17 protein-coding genes are annotated in these 22,392 nt (G+C 52.8%); 10 read left to right on the top strand and 7 right to left on the bottom strand.

Features of this window, described 5'->3' with window-relative positions; genetic code table 11:
* Positions 1 to 213: 213 nt before the first annotated feature.
* From GmarT_RS00165 to GmarT_RS00155, 3 genes are all read left to right on the top strand, one after another.
* On the top strand, positions 214 to 3,900 hold the full coding sequence (locus GmarT_RS00165; RefSeq protein ID WP_002644892.1) for an outer membrane protein assembly factor BamB family protein: 3,687 nt from the start codon (positions 214 to 216) through the stop codon (positions 3,898 to 3,900).
* A gap of 296 nt (positions 3,901 to 4,196) precedes the next feature.
* Positions 4,197 to 5,321 carry a DUF1559 domain-containing protein gene (locus GmarT_RS00160; RefSeq protein WP_002644893.1) on the top strand — a complete coding sequence of 375 codons (1,125 nt, stop codon included), beginning with the start codon at positions 4,197 to 4,199 and terminating at the stop codon, positions 5,319 to 5,321.
* Between the two features lie 21 nt (positions 5,322 to 5,342).
* Positions 5,343 to 5,759: a hypothetical protein gene (locus tag GmarT_RS00155; RefSeq protein ID WP_002644894.1), complete on the top strand. Its 417-nt coding sequence runs from the start codon at positions 5,343 to 5,345 to the stop codon at positions 5,757 to 5,759.
* Positions 5,760 to 5,783: 24 nt separating this feature from the next.
* Here GmarT_RS00155 and GmarT_RS00150 read toward each other — a convergent pair whose 3' ends face one another.
* A complete protein-coding gene (locus GmarT_RS00150; protein WP_002644895.1) occupies positions 5,784 to 7,178 on the bottom strand; it encodes a DUF1501 domain-containing protein in 1,395 nt (464 codons plus the stop codon).
* 208 nt (positions 7,179 to 7,386) lie between these two features.
* Between GmarT_RS00150 and GmarT_RS00145 the strand changes: the two genes are divergently transcribed.
* The gene (locus tag GmarT_RS00145; protein WP_002644896.1) at positions 7,387 to 8,847 is read left to right on the top strand and encodes a sulfatase; all 1,461 of its coding nucleotides are present in this window, start codon (positions 7,387 to 7,389) and stop codon (positions 8,845 to 8,847) included.
* A gap of 354 nt (positions 8,848 to 9,201) precedes the next feature.
* Here GmarT_RS00145 and GmarT_RS00140 read toward each other — a convergent pair whose 3' ends face one another.
* Positions 9,202 to 9,402, bottom strand: a complete 201-nt coding sequence (locus tag GmarT_RS00140) for a hypothetical protein (RefSeq protein ID WP_002644897.1) — start codon at positions 9,400 to 9,402, stop codon at positions 9,202 to 9,204.
* Complete coding sequence (locus tag GmarT_RS00135) at positions 9,399 to 10,211, bottom strand: FG-GAP repeat domain-containing protein (protein WP_002644898.1); 813 nt, start codon at positions 10,209 to 10,211, stop codon at positions 9,399 to 9,401. The genes GmarT_RS00140 and GmarT_RS00135 overlap by 4 nt, the downstream gene beginning before the upstream one ends.
* 93 nt (positions 10,212 to 10,304) lie before the next feature.
* Here GmarT_RS00135 and GmarT_RS00130 point away from each other — a divergent pair, with 93 nt between their 5' ends.
* From GmarT_RS00130 to GmarT_RS00110, 5 genes are all read left to right on the top strand, one after another.
* Positions 10,305 to 11,267, top strand: coding sequence for a hypothetical protein (locus GmarT_RS00130; RefSeq protein WP_002644899.1), 963 nt, complete (start codon positions 10,305 to 10,307; stop codon positions 11,265 to 11,267).
* A 105-nt stretch (positions 11,268 to 11,372) separates the two neighbouring features.
* Entirely contained in the window at positions 11,373 to 11,858 is a 486-nt protein-coding gene (locus GmarT_RS00125) for a DinB family protein (RefSeq protein WP_002644900.1), read from the top strand.
* 304 nt (positions 11,859 to 12,162) lie between these two features.
* Positions 12,163 to 12,933 carry an SGNH/GDSL hydrolase family protein gene (locus tag GmarT_RS00120; RefSeq protein ID WP_081459407.1) on the top strand — a complete coding sequence of 257 codons (771 nt, stop codon included), beginning with the start codon at positions 12,163 to 12,165 and terminating at the stop codon, positions 12,931 to 12,933.
* Positions 12,934 to 13,067: 134 nt separating this feature from the next.
* Positions 13,068 to 14,678, top strand: a complete 1,611-nt coding sequence (locus tag GmarT_RS00115; RefSeq protein WP_002644902.1) for a sodium:solute symporter family transporter — start codon at positions 13,068 to 13,070, stop codon at positions 14,676 to 14,678.
* A complete protein-coding gene (locus GmarT_RS00110; RefSeq protein ID WP_002644904.1) occupies positions 14,675 to 14,905 on the top strand; it encodes a hypothetical protein in 231 nt (76 codons plus the stop codon). The genes GmarT_RS00115 and GmarT_RS00110 overlap by 4 nt, the downstream gene beginning before the upstream one ends.
* A gap of 1,328 nt (positions 14,906 to 16,233) precedes the next feature.
* On the opposite strand, the gene GmarT_RS00105 is transcribed toward GmarT_RS00110, so the two are convergent.
* The gene (locus tag GmarT_RS00105; protein WP_002644906.1) at positions 16,234 to 17,598 is read right to left on the bottom strand and encodes a DUF1501 domain-containing protein; all 1,365 of its coding nucleotides are present in this window, start codon (positions 17,596 to 17,598) and stop codon (positions 16,234 to 16,236) included.
* 237 nt (positions 17,599 to 17,835) lie between these two features.
* Between GmarT_RS00105 and GmarT_RS00100 the strand changes: the two genes are divergently transcribed.
* Positions 17,836 to 18,738 carry a prolyl oligopeptidase family serine peptidase gene (locus tag GmarT_RS00100; RefSeq protein ID WP_002644907.1) on the top strand — a complete coding sequence of 301 codons (903 nt, stop codon included), beginning with the start codon at positions 17,836 to 17,838 and terminating at the stop codon, positions 18,736 to 18,738.
* A 592-nt stretch (positions 18,739 to 19,330) separates the two neighbouring features.
* Here the strand turns inward: GmarT_RS00100 and GmarT_RS00095 are convergent.
* From GmarT_RS00095 to GmarT_RS00085, 3 genes are all read right to left on the bottom strand, one after another.
* On the bottom strand, positions 19,331 to 19,813 hold the full coding sequence (locus tag GmarT_RS00095) for a TIGR03067 domain-containing protein (protein WP_002644908.1): 483 nt from the start codon (positions 19,811 to 19,813) through the stop codon (positions 19,331 to 19,333).
* A gap of 79 nt (positions 19,814 to 19,892) precedes the next feature.
* Positions 19,893 to 20,648, bottom strand: a complete 756-nt coding sequence (locus GmarT_RS00090) for an SDR family NAD(P)-dependent oxidoreductase (protein WP_002644910.1) — start codon at positions 20,646 to 20,648, stop codon at positions 19,893 to 19,895.
* 93 nt (positions 20,649 to 20,741) lie between these two features.
* Positions 20,742 to 21,626 carry an RNA polymerase sigma factor gene (locus tag GmarT_RS00085; RefSeq protein WP_044236863.1) on the bottom strand — a complete coding sequence of 295 codons (885 nt, stop codon included), beginning with the start codon at positions 21,624 to 21,626 and terminating at the stop codon, positions 20,742 to 20,744.
* Positions 21,627 to 22,392: the final 766 nt, after the last annotated feature.

The following is a 22,392-nucleotide window of genomic DNA, read 5'->3' as shown; positions in this document are numbered from 1 at the left end:
TCAGTTACTTATATACTATGTGTGACATAGTATGTCTGTCAAGAATTATTTTTCCAGCGGGCTTGATAAGTGGTTTGTGCGTGCCGTGAATGAAAAACTGATGAAGTTGGCAGACCTGCCTGTTAAAACCAAACTCACTCCGTTACTTTTAATAGATCAGTGGTGATTGATGGTTGGTTGTCCGACATAAAAAGTTCGTTCAGGAGTTGATGAATGCCTTTCCCTGTGACGCGTCTTACTGCTTTTGTTTGCTGCAGCCTGTTCAGCGGGCTGCTGTTTCTTTCCTCCGCTGCAGCAGAAGACTGGCCGACCTGGCGGAAAGATGCACGGCGGACGGCAACCACGAACGAGCAACTCGCGAAAGACCTGCATCTCCAGTGGACACGGCAACTGGGGCCGCTCAAGCCGGCCTGGCCTGAAGATCCCCGCATCCAGTTTGACGCTCACTACGAACCGGTGATCGCCGGACAGACCTTGTTCGTCAGCTCGTCGCGTAATGACAGTGTGAGCGCCTTTGATCTTAAGACCGGCCAACAACAGTGGCAGTTTTTCGCGAATGGTCCGGTCCGATTCGCGCCGCTGGTTGCGGGCAAGAATGTTTACTTCTCAGCCGACGATGGCTGTTTTTATTGTCTGAATACAGCAGACGGAAAACTGAACTGGAAATTTCAGGCCGCCCCGAACGCGCGGAAAGCGCTCGCGAATGAGCGGCTCTCTTCGGTCTGGCCGATTCGCGGAGGCGCTGTACTTTCTGAGGGTAAGATTTATTTCACCTGCGGCGTCTGGCCGTTCGAGGGAACCTTCCTCTACACACTGGATGCAGAAACAGGAGCAGCGGTTTCCGAGCCGGAACATGAAATCAAAACATTGACGGATGTGACACCCCAGGGTTACCTGGTCAAGAATGAAAATAAGCTTCTGATTCCCTGTGGCCGTTCGGTCGCTGCCTGTCTTGATCTGAAAACGGATCAGTTCATCACACATAAATATGGAAACCGGGTAACCAATTATCATGTCTCTTCTGTCGGCCCCTACATTTTTCATGGCGGTTCTTCTTTTCGAATGGACACCAGCCAGGATCTGGGAGTGGATGCCCGTTTTCCCGTGTTGACGGAAGAAATTGTCTATTTTGGCAGAGCCGGCAATGTGGTTGCCTACGATCTGAAAAATCTGAAGACAGTGGAATCAAAAGACCGCCGTGGTAAAGTCGTGAAGAAAAAAGTGCTCAATCAGCTCTGGAGTCTGCCCATCCCTCCACAGCAGAAGCAGCCTCAAGCGGAATGGGAAGCCTGGGTCAAAGCACATCCGGTGCAGCTTGATTTGAAAGCCGGCAATCGTTTGTATGGCCATCAGGGTGAGATGATTTTCGCGCTGGATCTGGCAGAAGATGGCAAAGCCGCTGACATTAGCTGGACACAATCCATCACCGGCACACCAGCCACCATGATTGCCGCAAATGGTGCACTGGTCGTTGTGACCGAAGCAGGCGACCTGCTTTGTTTCGGAGACAAACCGATTAAACCAATTACGTTTTCTGCACAGAAACGCGCATTGAGTGCACAACAGGATGCCTGGACCGAAAAAACCAGCCAGTTGCTCTCACTGACACAGCCCGGCGCTGGATATGGTCTTGTGCTGGGAACCGGTAGCGGGCGTCTGCTGGAAGAACTGATCAATCAATCAAAGCTGACGCTGATTGCAGTCGAGCCGGATACAGAAAAAGTGGCAGCGCTGCGGGCGAAATACGATGCGACAGGTCTGCTGGGAACACGGGTCGTCATACACCAGGGCAATCCGCTCACATTTGAACTTCCCGCTTACATGGCGGAATTGATCGTCGCCGAAGATTTAAGAGCGCTGGGTGGGTCGCTGAATGCAGATACCTGGAAGACGGTTTACAAATCGCTGCGCCCCTACGGCGGGACCGCCTGTCTGAACCTGGGTGAAACAGCATACACACAGTTAGCGACTACGGTGGAGGAGAAGCATCTGCCTCGCGCGGAACTCAAACAAGCGGAAGGTTTCACACTGTTGACCCGCGTCGGTGCCCTGCCCGGTTCTGCAAACTGGACCCACGAGTACGGGGATGCCTCGAACACACTGATGTCCCGCGATGAACTGGTGAAAGCACCGCTGGGCGTGCTCTGGTTTGGCGGACCTGCGGGTCACGGCGACCTGTTTTACAACCGTCATGACTGGGGCCCCAGTATGGCGGTGATCGAAGGACGAATGTTTCTGCAGGGACCCGGAAAATTAACGGCCGTTGATGTCTATACCGGGCGGATTCTATGGATGATCCCTCTGGAAGAAACGCCGGAAGACAGCCCGGGACGTCGCGGCCAGAGCTATGACGGAAAACTGGTCGGCCATCATTTCATCGCCCTCGAAGACAGTATCTATCTGGTCACCAGTCAGAACACCTGCGTGATGCTTGATCCGGCAACAGGGAAAACGCTGGCCGAGATGACCCTGCCCCACGTTGATGATCGCTGGGGACGCATCCGTATACATGAAGACCTGCTGTTAACGTCGGTTTTCCGGACTTCAAAAAAGATTGGTGAAAAGTACGGCTTACTTCCGCTGGAACTGGTGGCACTCAACCGCCACACCGGGGAAGTCATCTGGACACACAAGGCACAGATGAGTTTTCCCGTCGTCTCTTTGAGTGGAGACCGGATTTATGTTTATGATGGCGCGTTGGAAAACTTTTATGGGGACTGGAAACGCCGCGGTAAAATTCCCAATGCGCTGGCGGAACGATTTATAAAAGCGATCGATTTAAAAACCGGTAAATTGATCTGGGAACATCAGACGGACGTCGTGGGGACCTGGCTCTCCTATAGCGATCAGAAAGATGTGATGCTGGTTACCAACCGCGATGGAATCTCAGCCTTTCGCGGCAAAGATGGTTCGGAACTCTGGAAAAAATATTCGACCGGCCAGGGATTTCGCGGGCATCCCGAAACGCTCTGGGACAAGGTCATCATCTGGAACGACCGCATTCTGGACCAGCGTGGTCCCGGCCTGTCTTATGATCTGGAGACCGGCGAGCCGATTCTGCGTAAAAACCCGATCACCGGCAAACCGATTCCGTGGGAGTTCACCAAGGCGGGACATCACTGCAATTACGCGATTGCCAGCCCGCACCTGATGACTTTCCGCGCGAGCTCCGCCGGGTTCTGCGATATCGACAGTGCGAATACGTCGCGCCTGGAAGGCTTCCGCACCGGTTGTCGCAACAGCCTGGTACCGGCGAACGGCGTGCTCAATTCACCGAACATGGCACATGGCTGCAGTTGTGGTTACTCGCTGTTTACTTCCCTGGCGCTGACCCATGTACCGGATTCGGAGGTCTGGAGTTATAGTGCGCTGGCGATGAACGCCAAAGAGGATCAGGTGCAGCAGCTGGGTGTCAACCTGGGTGCGCCCGGCGATCGTCAGGCAGAGAACGGCACACTCTGGCTGGACTATCCCAGCGTGGGAGGCTCCTCGCCTGTGGTCTCACTCAAACTCAGCGGCGCTGATCTGGAGTACTATCACAAGCATTCGTCTTTTGTTGAAGAAGGCGATTTGAAATGGGTGGCCGCCTCGGGAGTAGAAGGAGCAGCCGCATTGTCAGTGACGCTTTCACCGGTTCCCACGCCGGAACGCAGTTATACGGTCCGGCTTTACTTTCTGGAGCCCCAGGATCTGAAGCCGGGCGAACGTGTGTTCGACGTGAGTCTTCAGGGGAAACCGGTGCTGCCGGAACTGGATGTAATCAAAGCAGCCGGCGGCGCGAACCGGGCGATCGTCCGGGAATTCAAGGGCGTTCGCTGCTCAACCAGTCTGCAAGTGGATTTGACTGCGATCAAAGGGCGAACACTGTTGTCGGGCGTGGAAATCGTGGTGGAAAAATAGCGGTCTGCTGACAACACACAGATGACTGTTGCCTTCCGCAGGTATCTCTTCGATACCGTACAGGTCCGGTGCGCAGCCGGATTTCAGAAAATCGATCCGCTTTATAAACATGCCGCGTACTGCAGATTAAGAAACCCTGCGACTGCATTAAGATCTTTTTAAGTTTCTGGTATCTGTTTTAATCGCTCTTGTCACACCCTGAATCCGCCTTAATGTGTGCAGGAAACAGGGCTCACACCCCACATGCTACCATACATGTTTCCTTCTATCTCTGACTCATTACGGAGTATACTCAGATGAAGACCTCCCCTGCTTCGAGAGAAAATCGCGCTGGATTCACGCTGATTGAACTGCTTGTGGTGATCGCCATTATTGGCATCCTGGTGGCTCTCCTGTTACCGGCAGTTCAACAGGCGCGTGAAGCAGCCCGTCGCAACCAATGCAAAAACAACCTGAAGCAGTTGTGCCTGGCGATTCACAATTATCATGACAACTACCTGACCACCCCGCTGCATATGCATCGGGGTTCAGACGATTATGACGGCGCGAGCAATGGCGGTTCGGGAAATCTTTCCTGGTATGTCGGCCTGCTGCCGTTTGTGGATCGGGGTAACATTTATGACCGAATCCCCTTTGAAACGTGCGGCCTGGGTGACTCCTGGAGTGGGATTGCCAATAACAGTTCTGTACTGGGAGGTCTGGCACGGATTGAAGTTCCGCTGTTTCGATGCCCCAGCGAATCGGTCGTCAACACCGTGGTCTCTACCGCGAATTTCAGCTATGTCGCCAATGCCGGCCGACCGCGCAATTTACTTTCTCCGGGTCAACCTTCCACGGGAGCTGCAGCACCGCCTTCCTCAAAAGGGATTATCTCAATGTCCCGCATGAACGAAGCAGGACCTTACAGTTCCAACTGGCGGTCCACCACGAACGCTGCATTTGGATTCAGCGATATTACCGATGGGCTTTCCAATACCGCGGCAATCTCAGAATCGCTGGTCAATGATGGCAGCGGAGATCATCCAGACCGTCGCCGCAATCTGTATTACACCAGCTCCGCCATGATTGAGCAGTATGATGCCTACATTGACCAGGTGGTCTCAGACGGGCTCACAGGTTACACCAACTGGTCAGACTGGAGTCAGTATAAAGGCCACTCATGGCTGTATACCGACTCGTGGCAGAAGCATGTTTATACACACGTTTTTCCACCCAACACGATTTCGATTCCCTCTTACTCCAGTGACACTTTCCGCTGCCATGAAGGTGATTCCGGAATCAGTCCTTCCAGTGATCATACCGGGGGAGTCCAGGTCGCAATGATGGATGGCTCCGTGCGATTCATTTCCAACTCCATCGACTTGAATACCTGGTGGGCGCTGGGAACCAGAAATCAACGTGAAGTGATCAGCGAATTTTAAACTCTGTTTTGGGCCTCACTAATGTCAGTACGATCAGCGCGTGTCTGTTTTTCCGTAAGCTTCCTTTTGCTTTGCGCGATTGCTGCAGGCTGTGCGGGAGAGGAAGATCCCATTGAAGCGCGACTGAAAGAAGTAGGTTATACACCGGAGAAAATTGTCGCCGAACTGGAACTTCGCATTAAGAATCTTGATAAGATGTCAGCGCACCAGCACAGTGCCGGCAACGATTCGAAACAGGGGGGAACCCGCGCAAGTGACCCGCGCGGCAATCCCTTCTCTTTTGATTCGATCATCAAAGACATCAAACATAAAATTGATCAAGTCCAGCAAAGATCTGGTGAAGACGTGAACGTCCTGGAACAGGTCACGCAGAAAATCGAAAACGGCAAACTGGATGACACCATGCGAAAGCGGGTCCTTGAGGCACTGCAGAAATGAGAAGCACCGTCTGAGGTGAGACGATCAGAACAGGCCGGGAATCGGTGTGCCTGCGGTGGCGACCTGGACCACTTCGCTGGGAACGCCGCGCGTAATGCGAAGTTCGCCGAGGTCGAACAGGGTGTGCATGATACTGGTGACCAGGTCCTTGCGTTCAATGGGTTCGGTCTGAGGTCCGCCGGCATGTCGGTCTGACTGGCCAATGACCTGCCCCATATTCAGACCGCCGCCTGACAGCATGAGTGGCGATAGATTGCCCCAGTGATCGCGTCCGCCACGACTGTTGAGTTTGGGAGTGCGTCCCATTTCGCCCGTACAGACCAGCAGAATATCATCACTGAGGCCGCGTGCGTGCACGTCTTCCATAAAGGCAGATACGGCATGATCGAAGGGGACTCCCATGTAGTCCATGCCTTCCCCGACGCCGGCGTTATTTTTATCCGCGTGCATGTCCCACACAAAATTGGTGGTGATCGTCACAAAGCCGCAGCCTGCTTCACAGAGCCGACGGGCCATCAACAGCAGCTTGCCCAGTGACTGTGCGTTGTCAATGTAGCGTTTGTAGTTCTTCCAGCGCGTGCTGATGGATGCCGGCTTGACCAGGGGAGCGGTATCGTAGCGGGCGACGACGGCTGAATCTTCCTGAGATAAATCAAAGGCGCGAGAGACGCCACCCAGGATCACGTCAAACGCCTGTTGCTGAAGTTGCGAACTGGCGGCAAACGTCTCACTTTTTTCAGCCGCCCAGCGGGCACGATCCAGTTTTGAGAGTAACAATCGGCGATCATCAAGACGGTTCGGGGAGATAGACAGAGACATATTCGACTGCATATCGCCGCCAGCTCCGGGAACAAACGGGGCATACGCGGAGCCCATCAGACCATGCGAATCAAATTTGCCGAACTGGGTGACAGCGGGCAGCATCTTGTCATCAATGGCCTGCGGAAAGAGCACCGCGTTCGTCGGCATCCCGTTCTCGGGATGATTGGCGCCTACGACCCGCGAATAAAGCGAACCCAGATTTGCGTTGAGCGTATCCTTGTGCACGATTGGCTTGATATCGTGGCGACTGTCGCCTGATCGATACGAACGGACTATCGACATGCGATCGGCCAGTTGGGCCAGTCTGGGAAACGTCCCGCCGAACGTCACGCCGGGAATCTTCGTCGCCACTTCGCCCGTCACACTGTGTATACCCGACGGCGCGGTCATTTTGGGATCGAACGTTTCAATCTGGCTCGGTCCGCCATGCATGAACAGGAAGATGACCGACTTGTTCTTCAGCAGCGTGCCTGATCCCGCCGCCTGCGCTTGTAGCGACAGCAGACCAGGCAAGGTCAACCCACCCAGTGCCAGACCGCCCACGCGCAGGAATTCCCGCCGTTCCTGTTTGCCATGATGATTACAGAAAGAAAGCATGATTTTACCTGAGCCAAAGAAAACCGTCTGCTTATAGGTATCGACTAATATATCGACTTTTGTTTATGTTTTCCAGTTCTAAATCTGCAATGAGACAATTCTCTCTCTGCAAATCAATACAGGCATTTTCTTTCGCTCTCCCCAGTCGTTATGATAAATCATTGCTTCATTTCTTTATGCTTTCAGGATTCATCGAAAGGAACTTCGGATGCGCTTGCTGATGATGCTCATATTCTTCTGCTCTGTCTATTCTCCGCTGCAGGCGGCTCAAAAGCCTAATATTCTGTTCATTGCCATTGATGATCAGAACGACTGGATCGGTTGTCTGAAAGGACATCCGCAGATCAAAACTCCCCACATCGACAAGGTGGCAGCCAGAGGAACCCTGTTCGCAAATGCCCATTGTCAGTCGCCACTCTGCAATCCGTCGCGGACGAGTCTGATGACCGGGCTGCGACCTTCGACGACGGGCGTGTATGGCCTGGCTCCCTGGTTCCGCACGATTGAGAAGTTCAAAGATCGCGTTTCGCTGCCACAGTATCTGGAACAGAACGGCTACAAAACTTATACGACCGGCAAAATTTATCATGGCGGTTATGGACGCAAAAAAACCGACAAGGAATTCTCGGTCATCGGACCTCCGCCCGGCGTGGGAGTGAAGCCTCCGAAAAAACTGGTCGAGACCCCCAACCCGCATCCGCTGGTCGACTGGGGCACATTCCCTCATAAAGACGAGGACAAAGGAGACTGGAAAGTCGCAAGCTGGGCCGTCGATCAATTGAACAAAAAGCCAACCGAACCGTTTTTTCTGTCGGTCGGATTTTTCCTGCCTCACGTTCCCTGCTACGCCACACAGCAGTGGTTCGACCTGTATCCGGAAGAGACGCTGCAACTCCCCCCGTTCCTGGCGACCGACCGCGACGACACGCCCCGCTTTTCCTGGTACCTGCACTGGAAACTGCCTGAGCCGCGCTTCAAGTTTCTGCAGGAAGCGAATCAGTGGAAGAACCTGGTCCGTTCGTACCTGGCGTGTACCAGTTTTGTCGACAGTCAGATCGGGCGCGTGACCGATGCGCTTGAGAAAAACAACCTGGACGAAAACACGATCATCGTGATCTGGTCGGATCATGGCTGGCATCTGGGTGAAAAACTGATCACGGGAAAAAATACGCTGTGGGAGCGTTCGACGCGGGTGCCTTTGATTTTCGCCGGTCCGGGCATTACGGAAAATGCGGTCTGCGAAAAACCGGCCGAGCTGCTGGACATTTATCCCACACTGATCGAACTATGCGACCTGCCTCCCCGCACGGATCTGGAAGGGCACTCACTGGTACCTCAATTGAAAGATGCGAACACGCCCCGCAAGTGGCCTGCGATTACTTCGCACAACCGCAACAACACGTCGGTGCGGACAGAGAACTATCGGTACATCCATTACGCTGACGGATCGGAGGAGTTTTATGACATGAAACAGGATCCGGCAGAATGGAACAACCTGAGCGGTGATCCCAATTATGCCACGCTGATCGAAGAGCATCGTGCGTGGCTGCCTACCGTGAATGAGAAACCCGCGCCGGGCAGCAAGCATCGAATTCTGCGTTATGAAAACGGTCAGGCAAACTGGGAAGAGGTCGACATCAAAGCCGACGAACCGATTCCCGAACTGTAAAAAGCATGGCGTATTCGCAGCCGATATACATCGGAAAATCTGCAAGCGAACGGAAGCAGATAAAACCAGTTTTACCATTCAGTAAAATCGTGACGGCAGTTTTTTCGGCACACGATTTCTGCAGAATTTTTTGTGATGCGCATTCAAGATTCGTCACACAGGCTGCCGAACTAAGCGTGTATAACAATTAAAACTGGGAGCAAGTCACTGCTGATGAACCCAAGACAGACGCTCGCGTCTGAGTAGTCAGTTGCGGATCTTGTAACCCAATTGTAAGTGTTACACGAACAGGAGTACTACGTACTTTAAGGGCTGGGAGCTTGGGCTTCCAGCCCTTTTTTATTGCGCGTGTTTTTAACGCGACTGCGTAGCCCAGTAGAGCTGTTTGTGACCATGCGATTCAAACTCCGCAACCTTCCGTTTCGCGACTTCTTCCGAGAGCCCCGCTTCGATCAGAAAGCGATTCCCATCATCCCCCTGCCGCCAGACCGACCAGTTTTCCGCCGGTGCAAGTTGGTCATCTGTAATATTTTTGTGTGTCGTGTCGTCGTTCATTTTGATTCCAGTAAATGTGATTGCTTTTCTGCTGGATACAAAGTGAAGACCGGTCTTTTCTCTAACGTCACAGGTGCATTCAGTCGTCCCTGTTTGCTGAACCGCCCCTCTAACCCGGTAAATTCCTCAGCTGTCATTGTCTTCGTGCGAACGTAGCTTCCCTGGTTCAGCGAATAGATGGTGAACTCTTTGGGGCCAGGTACATTCTCCTGTGCCACCCATTCAAATCCGGCATTGGCAAGTTCATATTTTCCGTCATTGTCGATATCAATGATCCGCAGAGAGAATCGGCTTCCATCCTTGTAGATCTGCCTGACGCCCGCAGACGTGACTTTGAAGATTGTCAGAAACGCATTATCAGCGACTCCACCAGTTGACGTCAGCAGCACTTCATCAGACCCATCTCCATCTAAATCGATGCGATGAAAAAATGAATTTCGCGGGTAAGTCGAGCCGAAATACAGCAGACGCGGATCACCGGCTTTCATGTTCTGTGTCAGTAGTTGCTGAAATGTATTTTCCACTAATACCTTTTCACTGGTCACTGCCAGAAATCGTCCTTCTCCTTCCCTGTTTCTACCAATCCAGAAAATGACTCCCTCTTCCGGGGGATCAAGACCGTCCGTCTTTCGAAACACCCACATCTGCTCCGGGACAATGGGTACCTTGAACTGCAATTGAATCTTCTCTGCAGGGCCCCCTTCAGCCTGACCCCGGGAATCATTCACCCACAGACACGCCATCAGCAATAGCACTAACAGCACGAAACGGCCGGTGATAGAATTAATAAGACCTGATAATATCTGCATCGTTTCCCCTCGATTCGTCTTGAACTCCTTACTATCAAAGAGAGTATAATCGAGCGCGTCCTCAGTAACACACGATTTTCGGGAGAAGATTCCATGCGGCTGCCTGCCACTACCGGAAACTCAACTCAGAACAGACTGAAGCTGGTCCTGATTCTTGGCTTGCTGATCTCTTTACCCGACTGTCTAACGGCCGACGAAACCGGGGACCTGATCTGCGAAGTGAAAAGTCTCGCTCTGACGGACAGCGCGGATCAGACTGCTGCTGGACTGCCGCCCCTCCAGCTTGGCAATCGTGCGATCGCTGCCCATTCACCCTGCCGCAATACATTGTTTTCCATTTCCAGTGAGACACGTGACCTGTTACTGAGTATTACAGGTCCGAATGGCACAGACTGGCGTGAGATTTCGCTCAAAAAAGAAGATGGTTCTCGCTGGGCAATAGGCTACATTGATTCCATTTCCCTGTCTCCGGACGGCACAACTATGCTGGTGATGCAGGAGACAGGCCGGCTTGCAGTGATCCGCGAACAGTCAGCAGGTTATATCGCGCGTAGTTTTCAGTCATCCAACTATCGCCAGATGGACATCGGAATCGAATCTGAAAATAAACAGGACATTTTTAGACTTTTTGAGTTTCCAGGATCAATCCGGATTTTAATAAATCCCGAGCAGCCCTACATTGCGATGCGCGGCCTGGAAATAAAAACTTTCTGCTGGCTGGATGAGAATCGATTTCTGGCAATTTCATATGAGGATGGGCGAATCATTCAATTCGACACCCATACCATGCGCGTTCAGCGAACGCTGCGGCCCAGTCAATGGAAATGGAGTCGACACACTGGCAACTTGCAGTTTTTTATTGAAGAACATGGGAAATCCATACCCGGTGCCAAAATCAATCTGGCAGAAACGGGAAAATCGATCTACCTGAAACTCGTCGGCGTGTATGCAGATCAGTATTTGCTTTACCAGGATCTCTCTCAGAAGAAACACCTGCTGGAACTCAAAACGGGTAAACAAATCGACTGGCCTCTCCCGTACAAAAATTCTCCATAACGGTCTCTCAATCTGAATTTGCCATTCTTGACTGTCACATTTCACCTGACTACCTTAGACTTTCATAACTATTGACAGACAATGGAAAACTCCAGAGGTGATAATATGTTCGAAAACGAAATTGCCATTAACCAGTTGCAGTTGAAACAGTTTGCAGCCATCGTAGCGGATCTGCCTGAGGAGTCTCTTGATACACGGGGTAACGGGCACGGGCATCCTCCGGTCTGGATTCTTGGTCACCTGGCGATTGTCGGCGAAATGGGACAGACGTTTCTGGGAGGCAGCCTGACACATCCAACGTGGGCGCCGCTGTTTGGCCCCGGTTCGAGTGATGAAGTTCAGCCGGATGAATCTCTGACGCGGGATACGTTGATTACGTCGCTCAATCAGGCTTATGAAACACTGCAGTCGATGGCGGCGGAGGCACAGCCCGAGGATGTTGCGGGGCCGCATGGAATTGAATTTTTCGAAGGGACCCCCGTGCAAACAGTGGGGCATGCAATCTCGCTGCTGCTGACGAATCACTTCGCCTTTCATCTGGCGCAACTCTCCAGCTGCCGCCGCGACCGCGGGCTGGGGCATATTTTTTAAGATGGCTGTTTGCTGTGAAAACAATTGCAACCAGAGGCTGCTTTGTTTAGTCTGAATAGACTCACTGAGACTACCTGGGTCGTGTTTCCTTATTTGATCTGTTGATACATATGTGGCAGAACCGGGGCTAAGGCCCTTCGGCTAATGAGTCGCTCTGGCTGGCATATTGTATAAAATCAGCCGCACGGCGTTAGCCGCGGTTAATACTGGCCTGAGTAATGTTGCGGTCCTGAGAATCACATTCGAAACGATTAAATAAACATTACCTGGCGCCTCTTTTTTTCTTCACAGACAGGCTGAAATCATGATGCAACGTACTGCGCGTTTCCTGTTTTGTTTCTCACTGCTGACGGGTTGTCTGTTGGGTTCTCCCCTGATGGCGGCGGATAAAGAACCGGCGGCGAAAGCGGACAAACCGACCATCGTCACCTTTGGTGATTCGACGACGGCAACGCGCGGGCCGCTGGTCGTGTATTCGATGATTCTGGAGAAAGAACTTCCCGCAGCGGGTGTTCCCGTAAAAGTCGTGAACTCCGGGATCGGGGGACACACGACTCAAAATGCGATCGCCCGGTTTGAGAAGGATGTGCTGCAGCATGATCCCGATCTGGTGGTGATTCAGTATGGCATCAATGATTCCGCCGTCGATGTCTGGCGCGATCCGCCTGCGACTCAATCGCGTGTTTCGGTGGAACAGTACGCCGCGAACCTGCGCAAGATGATTAAACAGCTCAAAGAGAAACAGATCTCTGTCATCCTGATGACGCCGAACTCGCTGCGGTGGATTCCCCGCCTGAAAAAACTGTACGGCAAACCGCCTTACGATCCCGAAGATGTTCAGGGTTTTAATGTACTGCTGAAATCGTACGCGGCTGCGGTACGGAAGATCGCCAAAGAGGAAAATGTGCCTCTCGTCGATGTCTACGCGGCCTTTGAAAACTATGACAAACAGGCCAATCAGGCCGCCGATGATCTGCTGCTGGACGGCATGCATCCTAATACCCAAGGCCAGAAGATGGTGGCGGACCTGCTGCTGCCCCAGATCAAAGCCGCATTAGCAAAACAGGACCAGTGAACGTCTGCGGTGCCGTCCCTGCTGATTTTCTGCGCTGACGGTCGATTTTTGCAAGGGTTCGCTGTATCGTAGGAATCACGTCCGCGGTTCGCTCACTCCCTCTGATTTCGAATGTATTCCAGGGTTCATTCCTCATGCAGTCACTGTCGTTCCTCGATTTTGCCGTCATCGCCGCATATCTGATCGGAACACTGGGCCTGGGTCTGTATATCGGTTCTAAAATCAAGACCGGCTCCGATTACTTTCTGGCCGGTCGCAAGCTCCCATGGTGGGCGATTGGCATGTCGCTGGTGGCGACCGACATTGGTGCCGTCGACATTGTGGGCACGGGAGGTGCCGCGCATCAGCATGGACTGGCGGTGGCGAATTTCGAATGGATCGGCTGCGTGCCCGCGATGATCATCGCCGCGTTTGTGTTCATTCCCTTCTTCTGGCGGAGCGGCGTGACCACGATTCCCGAATACATGGAACGACGGTTCAATGTCGCAGTCCGCTCGGCACTGGCGATCTGCTGGATCATTTTTATGGCGTGCAACCTGGGCATCATGCTGCTGGCTTCCGCGAAAATGATGCACGTGCACCTGGGAATGACTGTCAATGCCTGCATTTATCTGACGGCGTTCCTGGTCGGCATCTACACCATTTCCGGCGGACTGGCGGCGGTCGTCTATACCGACATGATTCAGTGTGTGATCATGATCGGGGGCTGCCTGCTGGTGCTTGTGCTGGGAATCATCGACCTGGGCGGCATCGACAATTTCCAGGCGGAGATCAAAAAACAGGAACAGATTCAAAGTGAGAAGCAGGCGGCTGTCGTCGAAAAACAGGAAGCGAAAGCAGCGCCGGCGGCCGGAGTCCTTGATGTTTCGCATACGTCGCTCATTCTGCCTGCTGATGCCGACACGCCGTTTCCGTGGACGGGCATTTTCTTTGGTCTGGCGTTGATTCTGAGCCCCGCCTACTGGATTGGTAACCAGGCGATTGTACAACGTTCGCTGGGAGCCAGAAGTGAATTCGACGCGAAAGCCGCCTATGTATGGGGTGCACTGCTGAAAAATCTGGTACCAGTGGTCGTCGCGGTGCCCGGTTTGATCGCGTTTGTGAAATTTCCCGAGCTGACCGATGGCGACCAGGCGTTCCCCGAACTGATTTCGCATCTGCTGCCGACCGGATTGAAAGGGCTGTTCCTGGCGGCTTTCCTGGCGGCGCTGATGTCGAGCATCGACTCGTATCTCAACTCCGCATCCACGATTGTAACCAATGACTTCTACAAACGCTTTTTTCGCAGAGACGCCAGCGATGAATCGCTATTGAACATCGGCCGCGTGGTGACGTTTCTGCTGGTGCTCTGGGCGATCGGCTTTTCGTTCTTTCTGATGACCCGCAGCGAAGGCATCTATACGATCTTCCAGACACTGATGGCGTTTTTCCAGGGACCCGCGTTTGCGATCCTGCTCACCGGGCTGCTCTGGAAGCGGGCAACCGGCGTGGCTGCCTTCATCGGGTTCATTGTCGGTGTCTGCTTTTCGATCACGCTGTTCGCGTTGAACCAGGAATCGGTCTACACGGCACTGGGGATGGAGCCGCTATTTCAGATTTCTGAACCGTTCCTCTACTTTTCGATCTGGGCGTTTGTGGTTTCGTTTTCACTGATTGTGATCATCAGCCTGCTGACGAAGCGCGAGCCGGACGAAAAGATTGAAGGGCTGGTGTTCAGCCTCAAACCGCGAAAGGAAACCGCATGACGCCCCTGCATCATATAGGAAATTTCGTGCGCGACCTGGTGGTGCAGATTCCAATGTCCGCCGTCCGGCTGCTGTTTGTCGGCACTCTGGTCGCTGTCCTGATCTGGGTCTTGCGACTTCCCCGCGAAACGACGACGGCAGAGAACGCGACACACTGGTATCAGAACCTGAAAATCTGGGCCTGCCTGGCACTGGCGATTCAGATTGTGATCTACAGCATTTTCTGAATCGGAACTGGTTTCGTTTTTTCTACCACAAAAAGCACGAAATGACACGAAAGCATCTGGTTAGTGAGAGGTCAGAACCTGAGTGAAAATAATCGCATGAAGGGTGTGATTTCGAGTCAGGTTCCTCTTGGGTTCTGCTATTCCTGAAATGATCGCTTACTCTGACAGTTTCCTGCTCGCTGCGCTCGGCCCGAATTTTATTCGGGCCCACCCATTATTCTTTTTTTCGTGTGGTTTCGTGTTTTTCGTGGTAGTAAATCAAAAAGTATGAACCCCGACTAAAATCGGGTGGCCTCGGATATAATCCGAGGTTGTCGCAGACAACAGGAGGTTGTGAGAGAAACTGCTTCGTCTGGGTTGAGGATGAATTTCTGATAGAGACTCGTGAATTGATCTCTACATGACAGGAAACCGAATCTGGTTTGATTGAGTCAACTGCGACCTCCTGCTCGCTGCGCTCGGCCCGGATTTTATTCGGGCCCACCCACTATTCTTTTTTTCGTGTGGTTTCGTGTTTTTCGTGGTAGTAAATCAAAATTTATGAACCCGACTAAAATCGGGTGGCCTCGGATGTAATCCGAGGTTGTCACAGACAACAGGAGGTTGTGAGAGAAACCTGCTTCGTCTGTGTTGAACTTGAGTTTCTGATCGATACTCGTAAATGGATCTCTACATGATAGGGAATCGAATCTGGTTTGATTGAGTCAGCTGCGACCTCCTGCTCGCTGCGCTCGGCCCGAATTTTATTCGGGCCCACCCACTATTCTTTTTTTTGTGTGGTTTCGTGTTTTTCGTGGTAGTAAATCAAAAAGTATGAACCCGACTAAAATCGGGTGGCCTCGGATGCAATCCGAGGTTGTCGCAGACAACAGGAGGTTGTGAGAGAAACCTGCTGCGTCTGTGTTGAACTTGAGTTTCTGATCGATACTCGAAAATGAGTCTCTACATGACAGGGAATCGAATCTGGTTTGATTGAGTCAGCTGCGACCTCCTGCTCGCTGCGCTCGGCCCGAATTTTATTCGGGCCCACCCACTATTCTTTTTTTTGTGTGGTTTCGTGTTTTTCGTGGTAGTAAATCAAAAAGTATGAACCCCGACTAAAATCGGGTGGCCTCGGATGCAATCCGAGGTTGTCGCAGACAACAGGAGGTTGCGATAGAAACCTGCTGCGTTTGAGTTGAAGTGGAGTTTCTGGTTGATACTCGAAAATGGGTCTCTACATGATAGGGAATCGAATCTGGTTTGATTGAGTGAGCTGTGACCTCTTGCTCGCTGCGCTCGGCCCGGATGTGCATCCGGGCTTACCCTGCCTGTTGAGTGAACTTCACTCAGCTTTTCAGAATCTGCGGGATCGGTTTGGCGCCGTGGTCAGCGAGGGGAATGGGGCGGCCGATGTTGGACATGTTCTGCTGCTGGGGATCGAGGCCGAGCGCGGCGCAGATGGTTGCCATCAGATCGGGAACGACGACCGGCTGGTCGGTGACTTTCATGCCGTCCTCGCTGGTTTTGCCGATGACCTGTCCGCCGCGAATGCCACCACCGCCGAGCACCGTGGTCCATGCTGCGGGAAAATGATCGCGGCCCGTGTTCTGATTGATCTTCGGTGTGCGGCCGAATTCCCCCATCCAGACAATCAACGTGGAATCCAATAACCCCCGCTGTTCGAGATCGGTCATTAAAGTCCCCCAGGCGGGGTCGAGGACTTCACTCAGACTTTTGACGGCTTCGAAGTTTTCCTGATGCGTATCCCAGCCGAACGCGTTGTTGCCTTGCACGCCGTTCAACGAGACTTCGACAAAAGGGACTCCCTGTTCAATCAACCGGCGGGCCAGCAGACAACCCTGCCCGAAGCGATTGCGGCCGTAGGCATCGCGGAGCGCAGCCGGTTCCTGATCCAGTTGAAAAGCTTCGATGGCTTTAGAACGCATCATGCGAACGGCGGCGGTGTAGGCACTGCGATGACTGCTGGTCGGTGTGCCGGGATGCGTGGCGGAGAATTCGGTTTCCAGGTCTTTCAGAATGGATAATCGTTCGTCGGCCTGCTGGCGCGTAATGCCAGTGGGCAAAGTCAGGTTTTTGACTTTTAACGCGGCGTCGACATTCGCGGCATCGTTCGGCACGATCCCTGTGCCTTCGCCAACGATCAGGGGAGCGAACTGCGGCCCCAGAAAGCCGGGGCCGTAGGCATTGGGGCTTAATGTTTTATTGGGGGCGATGCTGACGAAGTTGGGCAGGTCGGCGTGTGTGCTTCCCAGTTCCTTACTCAGCAGTGAGCCGAGCGTCGGATAGCTGAGGGGGCCGGACGGGAGATAGCCGGTGCGGAGCAGATACGTGGCGCGGGTGTGGTCCCCTTCTTTGGTGCTCATCGAGCGAATGGGAGCCAGATGCTTCATGACCTTCGCGAGTTGAGGCAGATGTTCGGAGATCTGCACGCCGGGCACATCGGTGTCGATCGCTTTGAACGGGCCACCATTTTCGTGCTGCGGTTTGAGATCGAAGGTATCGGTCTGACTGGGGCCACCCGACATCCACAACAGGATGCAACTGCGTTTGCGCTGCGGGTTGTCGGCGGTTTCAGCGGCCAGACGTCGGAGCCAGCCCGACATGCCTGTGCCCAGCACACCCAGGGCGGAGAGGCGCAGATAATCGCGGCGGGAAATCCGGGGGCTCTGTCTGTCTAATCTGCCTCTCATCTTTGTGTCCTTAATATATAGCGCTCTTTTCTTATTTTAGGGGATTTTTTGAAACAAATGCGAGTCTTTTCCGGTAAGAATCATGAAGCGTAGTCTGTTCCCGCCGATCGCGGGCAGATTTTGTTTCAGTCGCTGTAATCCCTTTGATATGATACGGGTCAGCCGGTGGTTTTATTTAACGGATTTCGTATTGGTGTTCGTTCTTCGACTTTTTCTTTGTATGTCAGGTTTGAATTGATGTTGAGTCTTTCGCGATTCCGCTGCGTATCGGCAGTCTCTCTGTGTGCGTTACTCCTTTGTGTCTCTTCGGTTAGAGCGGAAAAACCCGCCGAACTGCCTTATCATCAGCAGAAAAATCTGGTCTATGCGGAAGTGCATGGCGTGGGTCTGCTGCTGGATGTGTTCACGCCCCGCTCCCAGCCGAACGGGCTGGGTATCGTCGATGTGGTTTCGGGCGCGTATCACTCGGATCGCGGCAAGCTCCGCGATCACAAGCAGGCACAAATGTTCGACATTTTCTGCAGTCGCGGCTATACCGTATTCGCCATCCGTCCCGGTTCAATCGCGAAATTCAACGGACCCGAGATGCTGGACAATGTGAATCGAGGTATTTTGTGGGTCAAAGAACATGCCAGGGTATACCAGGTCGATCCGAATCGACTGGCAATGCTGGGCGCTTCGGCCGGCGGTCACCTGGCCTGTATGGCGGCGGTATCGGCGGCGGATGCGAAGTCCAAAACGCGGGTGAAAGCGGTGGCCGTCTTTTTTCCCCCCACCGATCTGATGAACTACGGCGGCTTCAAAATTGACATCAGCGGCGAAGATCAACTGGCGCAATCCATCCGCCGACTGATCACGCCCAAGGGTTCAGAAACGATCGACGTCAGCCGCCTGGACGAACTGCGGACCGCGTTCTCCCCGGCCCGCCTGGTGAAGCCGGGCCTGCCTCCGTTTCTGATCATCCATGGCACAGCCGATTTCATGGTGCCGATCCAACAGTCGCGGGTGATGGTCGCCGCTTTGCAGAAAGCGGAGGTGCCGGTAAAGTTCATCATCAAAGAAGGGGGCGGCCACCCCTGGCCGACGATCCACGAAGAGGTCGAACAAATGGCCGACTGGATCGACGGGCAGTTGAAGTAGAGGTGGGTTGTCTGATCGTGATTTTTTCTACCACGAAAAACACGAAATGACACGAAAGCATCTGGTTGGTGAGAGGTAACAACATCGGGTGGTCCCGAATGTAATTCGGGATTGTCGCAGACAACAGGAGGTTGTGAGTGTGACCTGCTGCGTCTGTGTTGAAGCTGAGTTTCTGATTGAGAGTCGTGAATTGCTTCTATCTGGTGGGAAGTTGGTTTTGGTTTGATTGCGTGAGCTGCGACCTCCTGCTCGCTGCGCTCGGCCCGAATTTTATTCGGGCCCACCCATGATCCTTTTTTCGTGTTTTTCGTGGTAGTAAACAAAAGACACGAACACCGGGTGGCCTCGGATGCAATCCGAGGTTGTCACAGACAACAGGAGGTTGTGATAGAAACCTGCCTCGTCTGTGCTAAACTTGAGTTTCTGATCGATACTCGTAAATTGATCTATACGTGGTAGGAAATCGAATCTGGTTTGATTGAGTGAGCTGCAACCTCCTGCTCGCTGCGCTCGGCCCGGATTTGCATCCGGGCTTACCCTTTCTTTTTCACTTTCGTGTGGTTTCGTGTGTTTTCGTGGTAGTAAAAGAATTTCAGGGAGACGCAGCTTTGCGCTGCAGGTTCAACACCACATCCGCTTCGGGTAATTTGAATACATTTGGACGTGGTTTGCCGGTCCACTTTTTCTCTTTCCAGGCACCCACGACACAGGAAACCTTGAGTCGGTCGCCGTCCAGTTCATAGATCCCCAGGACATCGCCCCCTTCCTTCTGAGCGGCCTGGGAGCGGTGGTCCCATCTTTTTGGCATAGCTGTCGGATCGAGATCGAAGGTTCCCGACCAGAGTTCCTTTCCCTGCTGATCCAGTGCCGCGTAAGTCAGATCTTTGTGAAATACCAGTTGCGTTGCCTCTTTTGTCGCTCCTGCGGGTTCACTGGAAACGATCTTCCAGGTCCCGGCGAATTGCTGCAGCGCCTGACTGACTTCCTGTTTGGGGGGCGCGGCTGCCGACAGTTCCTGCACCTGCATGATTGAAACGAAAAGCAATAAAATGTTAGATGCAAAATTCATATTCATTGGAATGTTCCTCCCGCTATTGAAGATGATGAAAATTATGTGACGCGCTTTCGCTATTATTCAATTCTTCCGATTAGTCTCAGCGCAGTCCCCCGGATGCCTGGATGATCTCGCCGGTCAGCCAGGCGGAATCGTCAGAGGCGAGAAAAGCGACCACGCGGGCAATGTCTGCTGGTGTGCCGATGCGGTTTAAAGGCGTCATCGCGACCAGTTGTTTCTCGAAATCATTCTCTACGCCATACAGGCCCGCTGCCTGCGTTCCCTCGCTTAACGTCGCGCCTGGATTGACTGAATTGACGCGGATGTTGCGGGAAGCCAGTTCCTTCGAGAGCACTCCGGTAATCGCGTCGAGCGCGCTTTTGCTGGCTGAATAGATCGAATAACCGGGTGGACACATCTTTGAAGCGCCGGAGCCAATGTTAATGATGGTACCCCCTTCAGAACCAAAGTACTGCAGCGACTCCCGGATGACTAACAGAGGACCAAGCACGTTGATATTGAATTGACGGTGAAACTCTTCTTCAGTCAGTTCCTCTATTGGAGTCTCGCGATACACGCCGGCATTGTTTACCAGGATGTCGAGTCGGCCAAAGGTTGAAGCAACATCCTGGAATAAACGTGACACATCTGCTGCATGCGAAACATCTGCCTGCACCGCAACAGCTTGCCCGTTCTCTAGTTTGATTTGTTCTACCAGGGCTTCGGCACGCTCCCCATCGATCGCAAAATTCACAACCACAGCTGCTCCCGCCGCAGCCAGTTCCCTGGCGATCCCCGCACCGATTCCCTTGGAGGCCCCCGTTACAAGTGCCACTTTTTTGTCTAGCTTTGACATCGTATCTCCTCCTCGTGTTATTGAAAGTGATTGAGCCCTGCACTAATTCTTAGACACATTGAGGAGACCGGTGTGACAGTCGCCGTTCTTTTTTCAGTTCAAACGTAACGCAGCGCGAATGCCCGGTTGCTCCAGCAGCTGTTGCAGCCAGTCGATTTGACTGGAAGGTTCCAGAAAGGGATGAGTGCGAAACAGGGCCGCGTATTGCTGCTCCGTGGCGTCGTCCATTTTGCGAATGGTGTCGGAGGCAACTTCACTGATGCGTTGAACGTGTTGCGGCACGAACAGTAAATGCTCGGGGTCGACGTGCCCCTCTCTGATGAAACCCCTGGTTTTCTTCGGGCAGCGGCAGGGATTCCTCTCATTGACCAGACCACACTGGTTCTGCATGAACTGATATAAATCGTTACGGGCCCGTGACAGGCACTGCCGAAAATTGTCTGCCGACATCTCCATGATTTCACTCCCCACTTTATCACTGGCCCCGAAGATTTCACCCAGAGTGAAAATCAGTCGTTGCCTGCGATCCAGACAGAGCAGCATGCCGGTTGTACACGCGACTTTCGCTTCTTCGACGAGCAGTGGCACATCCACGGGAACAGTTCTGGGGTCTGGCAGATCCAGATCGGGAATGTCGTTAATCGCAGCAGCATAACTGGAAAATGTTTGCGGCTGAGATTCTCCCCCCCGTCGTTTCATATTCAGAACGTGATTGACGGTGATGCGATAAAGCCAGGTGCGAAACTGACTGGTCCCCTGAAAAGTACTCAGTCGTGTGATGGCTTTGAGAAGGACTTCCTGCGTGACTTCTTCCGCATCGTGCGGGTGAAACACCATCCGGATCGCGATGTTATAAATCCAGGCCTGATGTCGCAGAACCAGCTTTTCGAGTGCACTGCGATCACCATTTTGGGCCTGATCAACCAGTTCGACATCCTGCTGGTCATCGTCAGCGATTTCGGTAAAGGGATTGTACATCAGGGGTTTCGGCATTTCGTCTCTCACTGATTGGAATGAACCTTTGGGTATTCTCTCCCTTTGACACATTCTGATACAGACTGTGACAGTCAGGCCAGTATTTTTTTACAGAAACATGCAGAGATTTGCTTCGTCTGTGCTGAACTTGAGTTTCTGATTGAAACTCCTAAATGGATTTCTGCATGATCGGAAATCGAATCTGGTTTGGTTGAGTGAGCTGCAACCTCCTGCTCGCTGCGCTCGGCCCGAATTTTATTCGGGCTTATCTATTAATCATTTTTCGTGTGGTTTCGTGTTTTTCGTGGTAGTAAATCAAAATGTATGAACCCCGACTATAATCGGGTGGCCTCGGATGTAATCCGAGGTTGTCGCAGACAACAGGAGGTTGCGATAGAAACCTGCTGCGTTTGTGTTGAAGTTGAGTTTCTGATTGATACTCGTGAATTGATCTCTACGTGGTAGGAAATCGAATCTGGCTTGGTTGAGTGAACTGCGACCTCCTGCTCGCTTCGCTCGGCCCGAATTTTATTCGGGCTTATCTATTAATCTTTTTTCGTGTGGTTTCCTGTTTTTCCTGGTAGTAAACAAAAGACACGAACACCGGGTGACCTCGGATGTAATCCGAGGTTGTCGCAGACAACAGGAGGTTGCGATAGAAACCTGCTGCGTCTGTGTTGAAGCTGAGTTTCTGATTGATACTCGTGAATTGATCTCTACGTGGTAGGAAATCGAATCTGGCTTGGTTGAGTGAACTGCGACCTCCTGC

The organism is Gimesia maris (genome assembly GCF_008298035.1).
Classification (GTDB): domain Bacteria; phylum Planctomycetota; class Planctomycetia; order Planctomycetales; family Planctomycetaceae; genus Gimesia; species Gimesia maris.
Note: the sequence above shows the minus strand (reverse complement) of the source record. Positions and strands in the feature narration are given on the sequence as shown.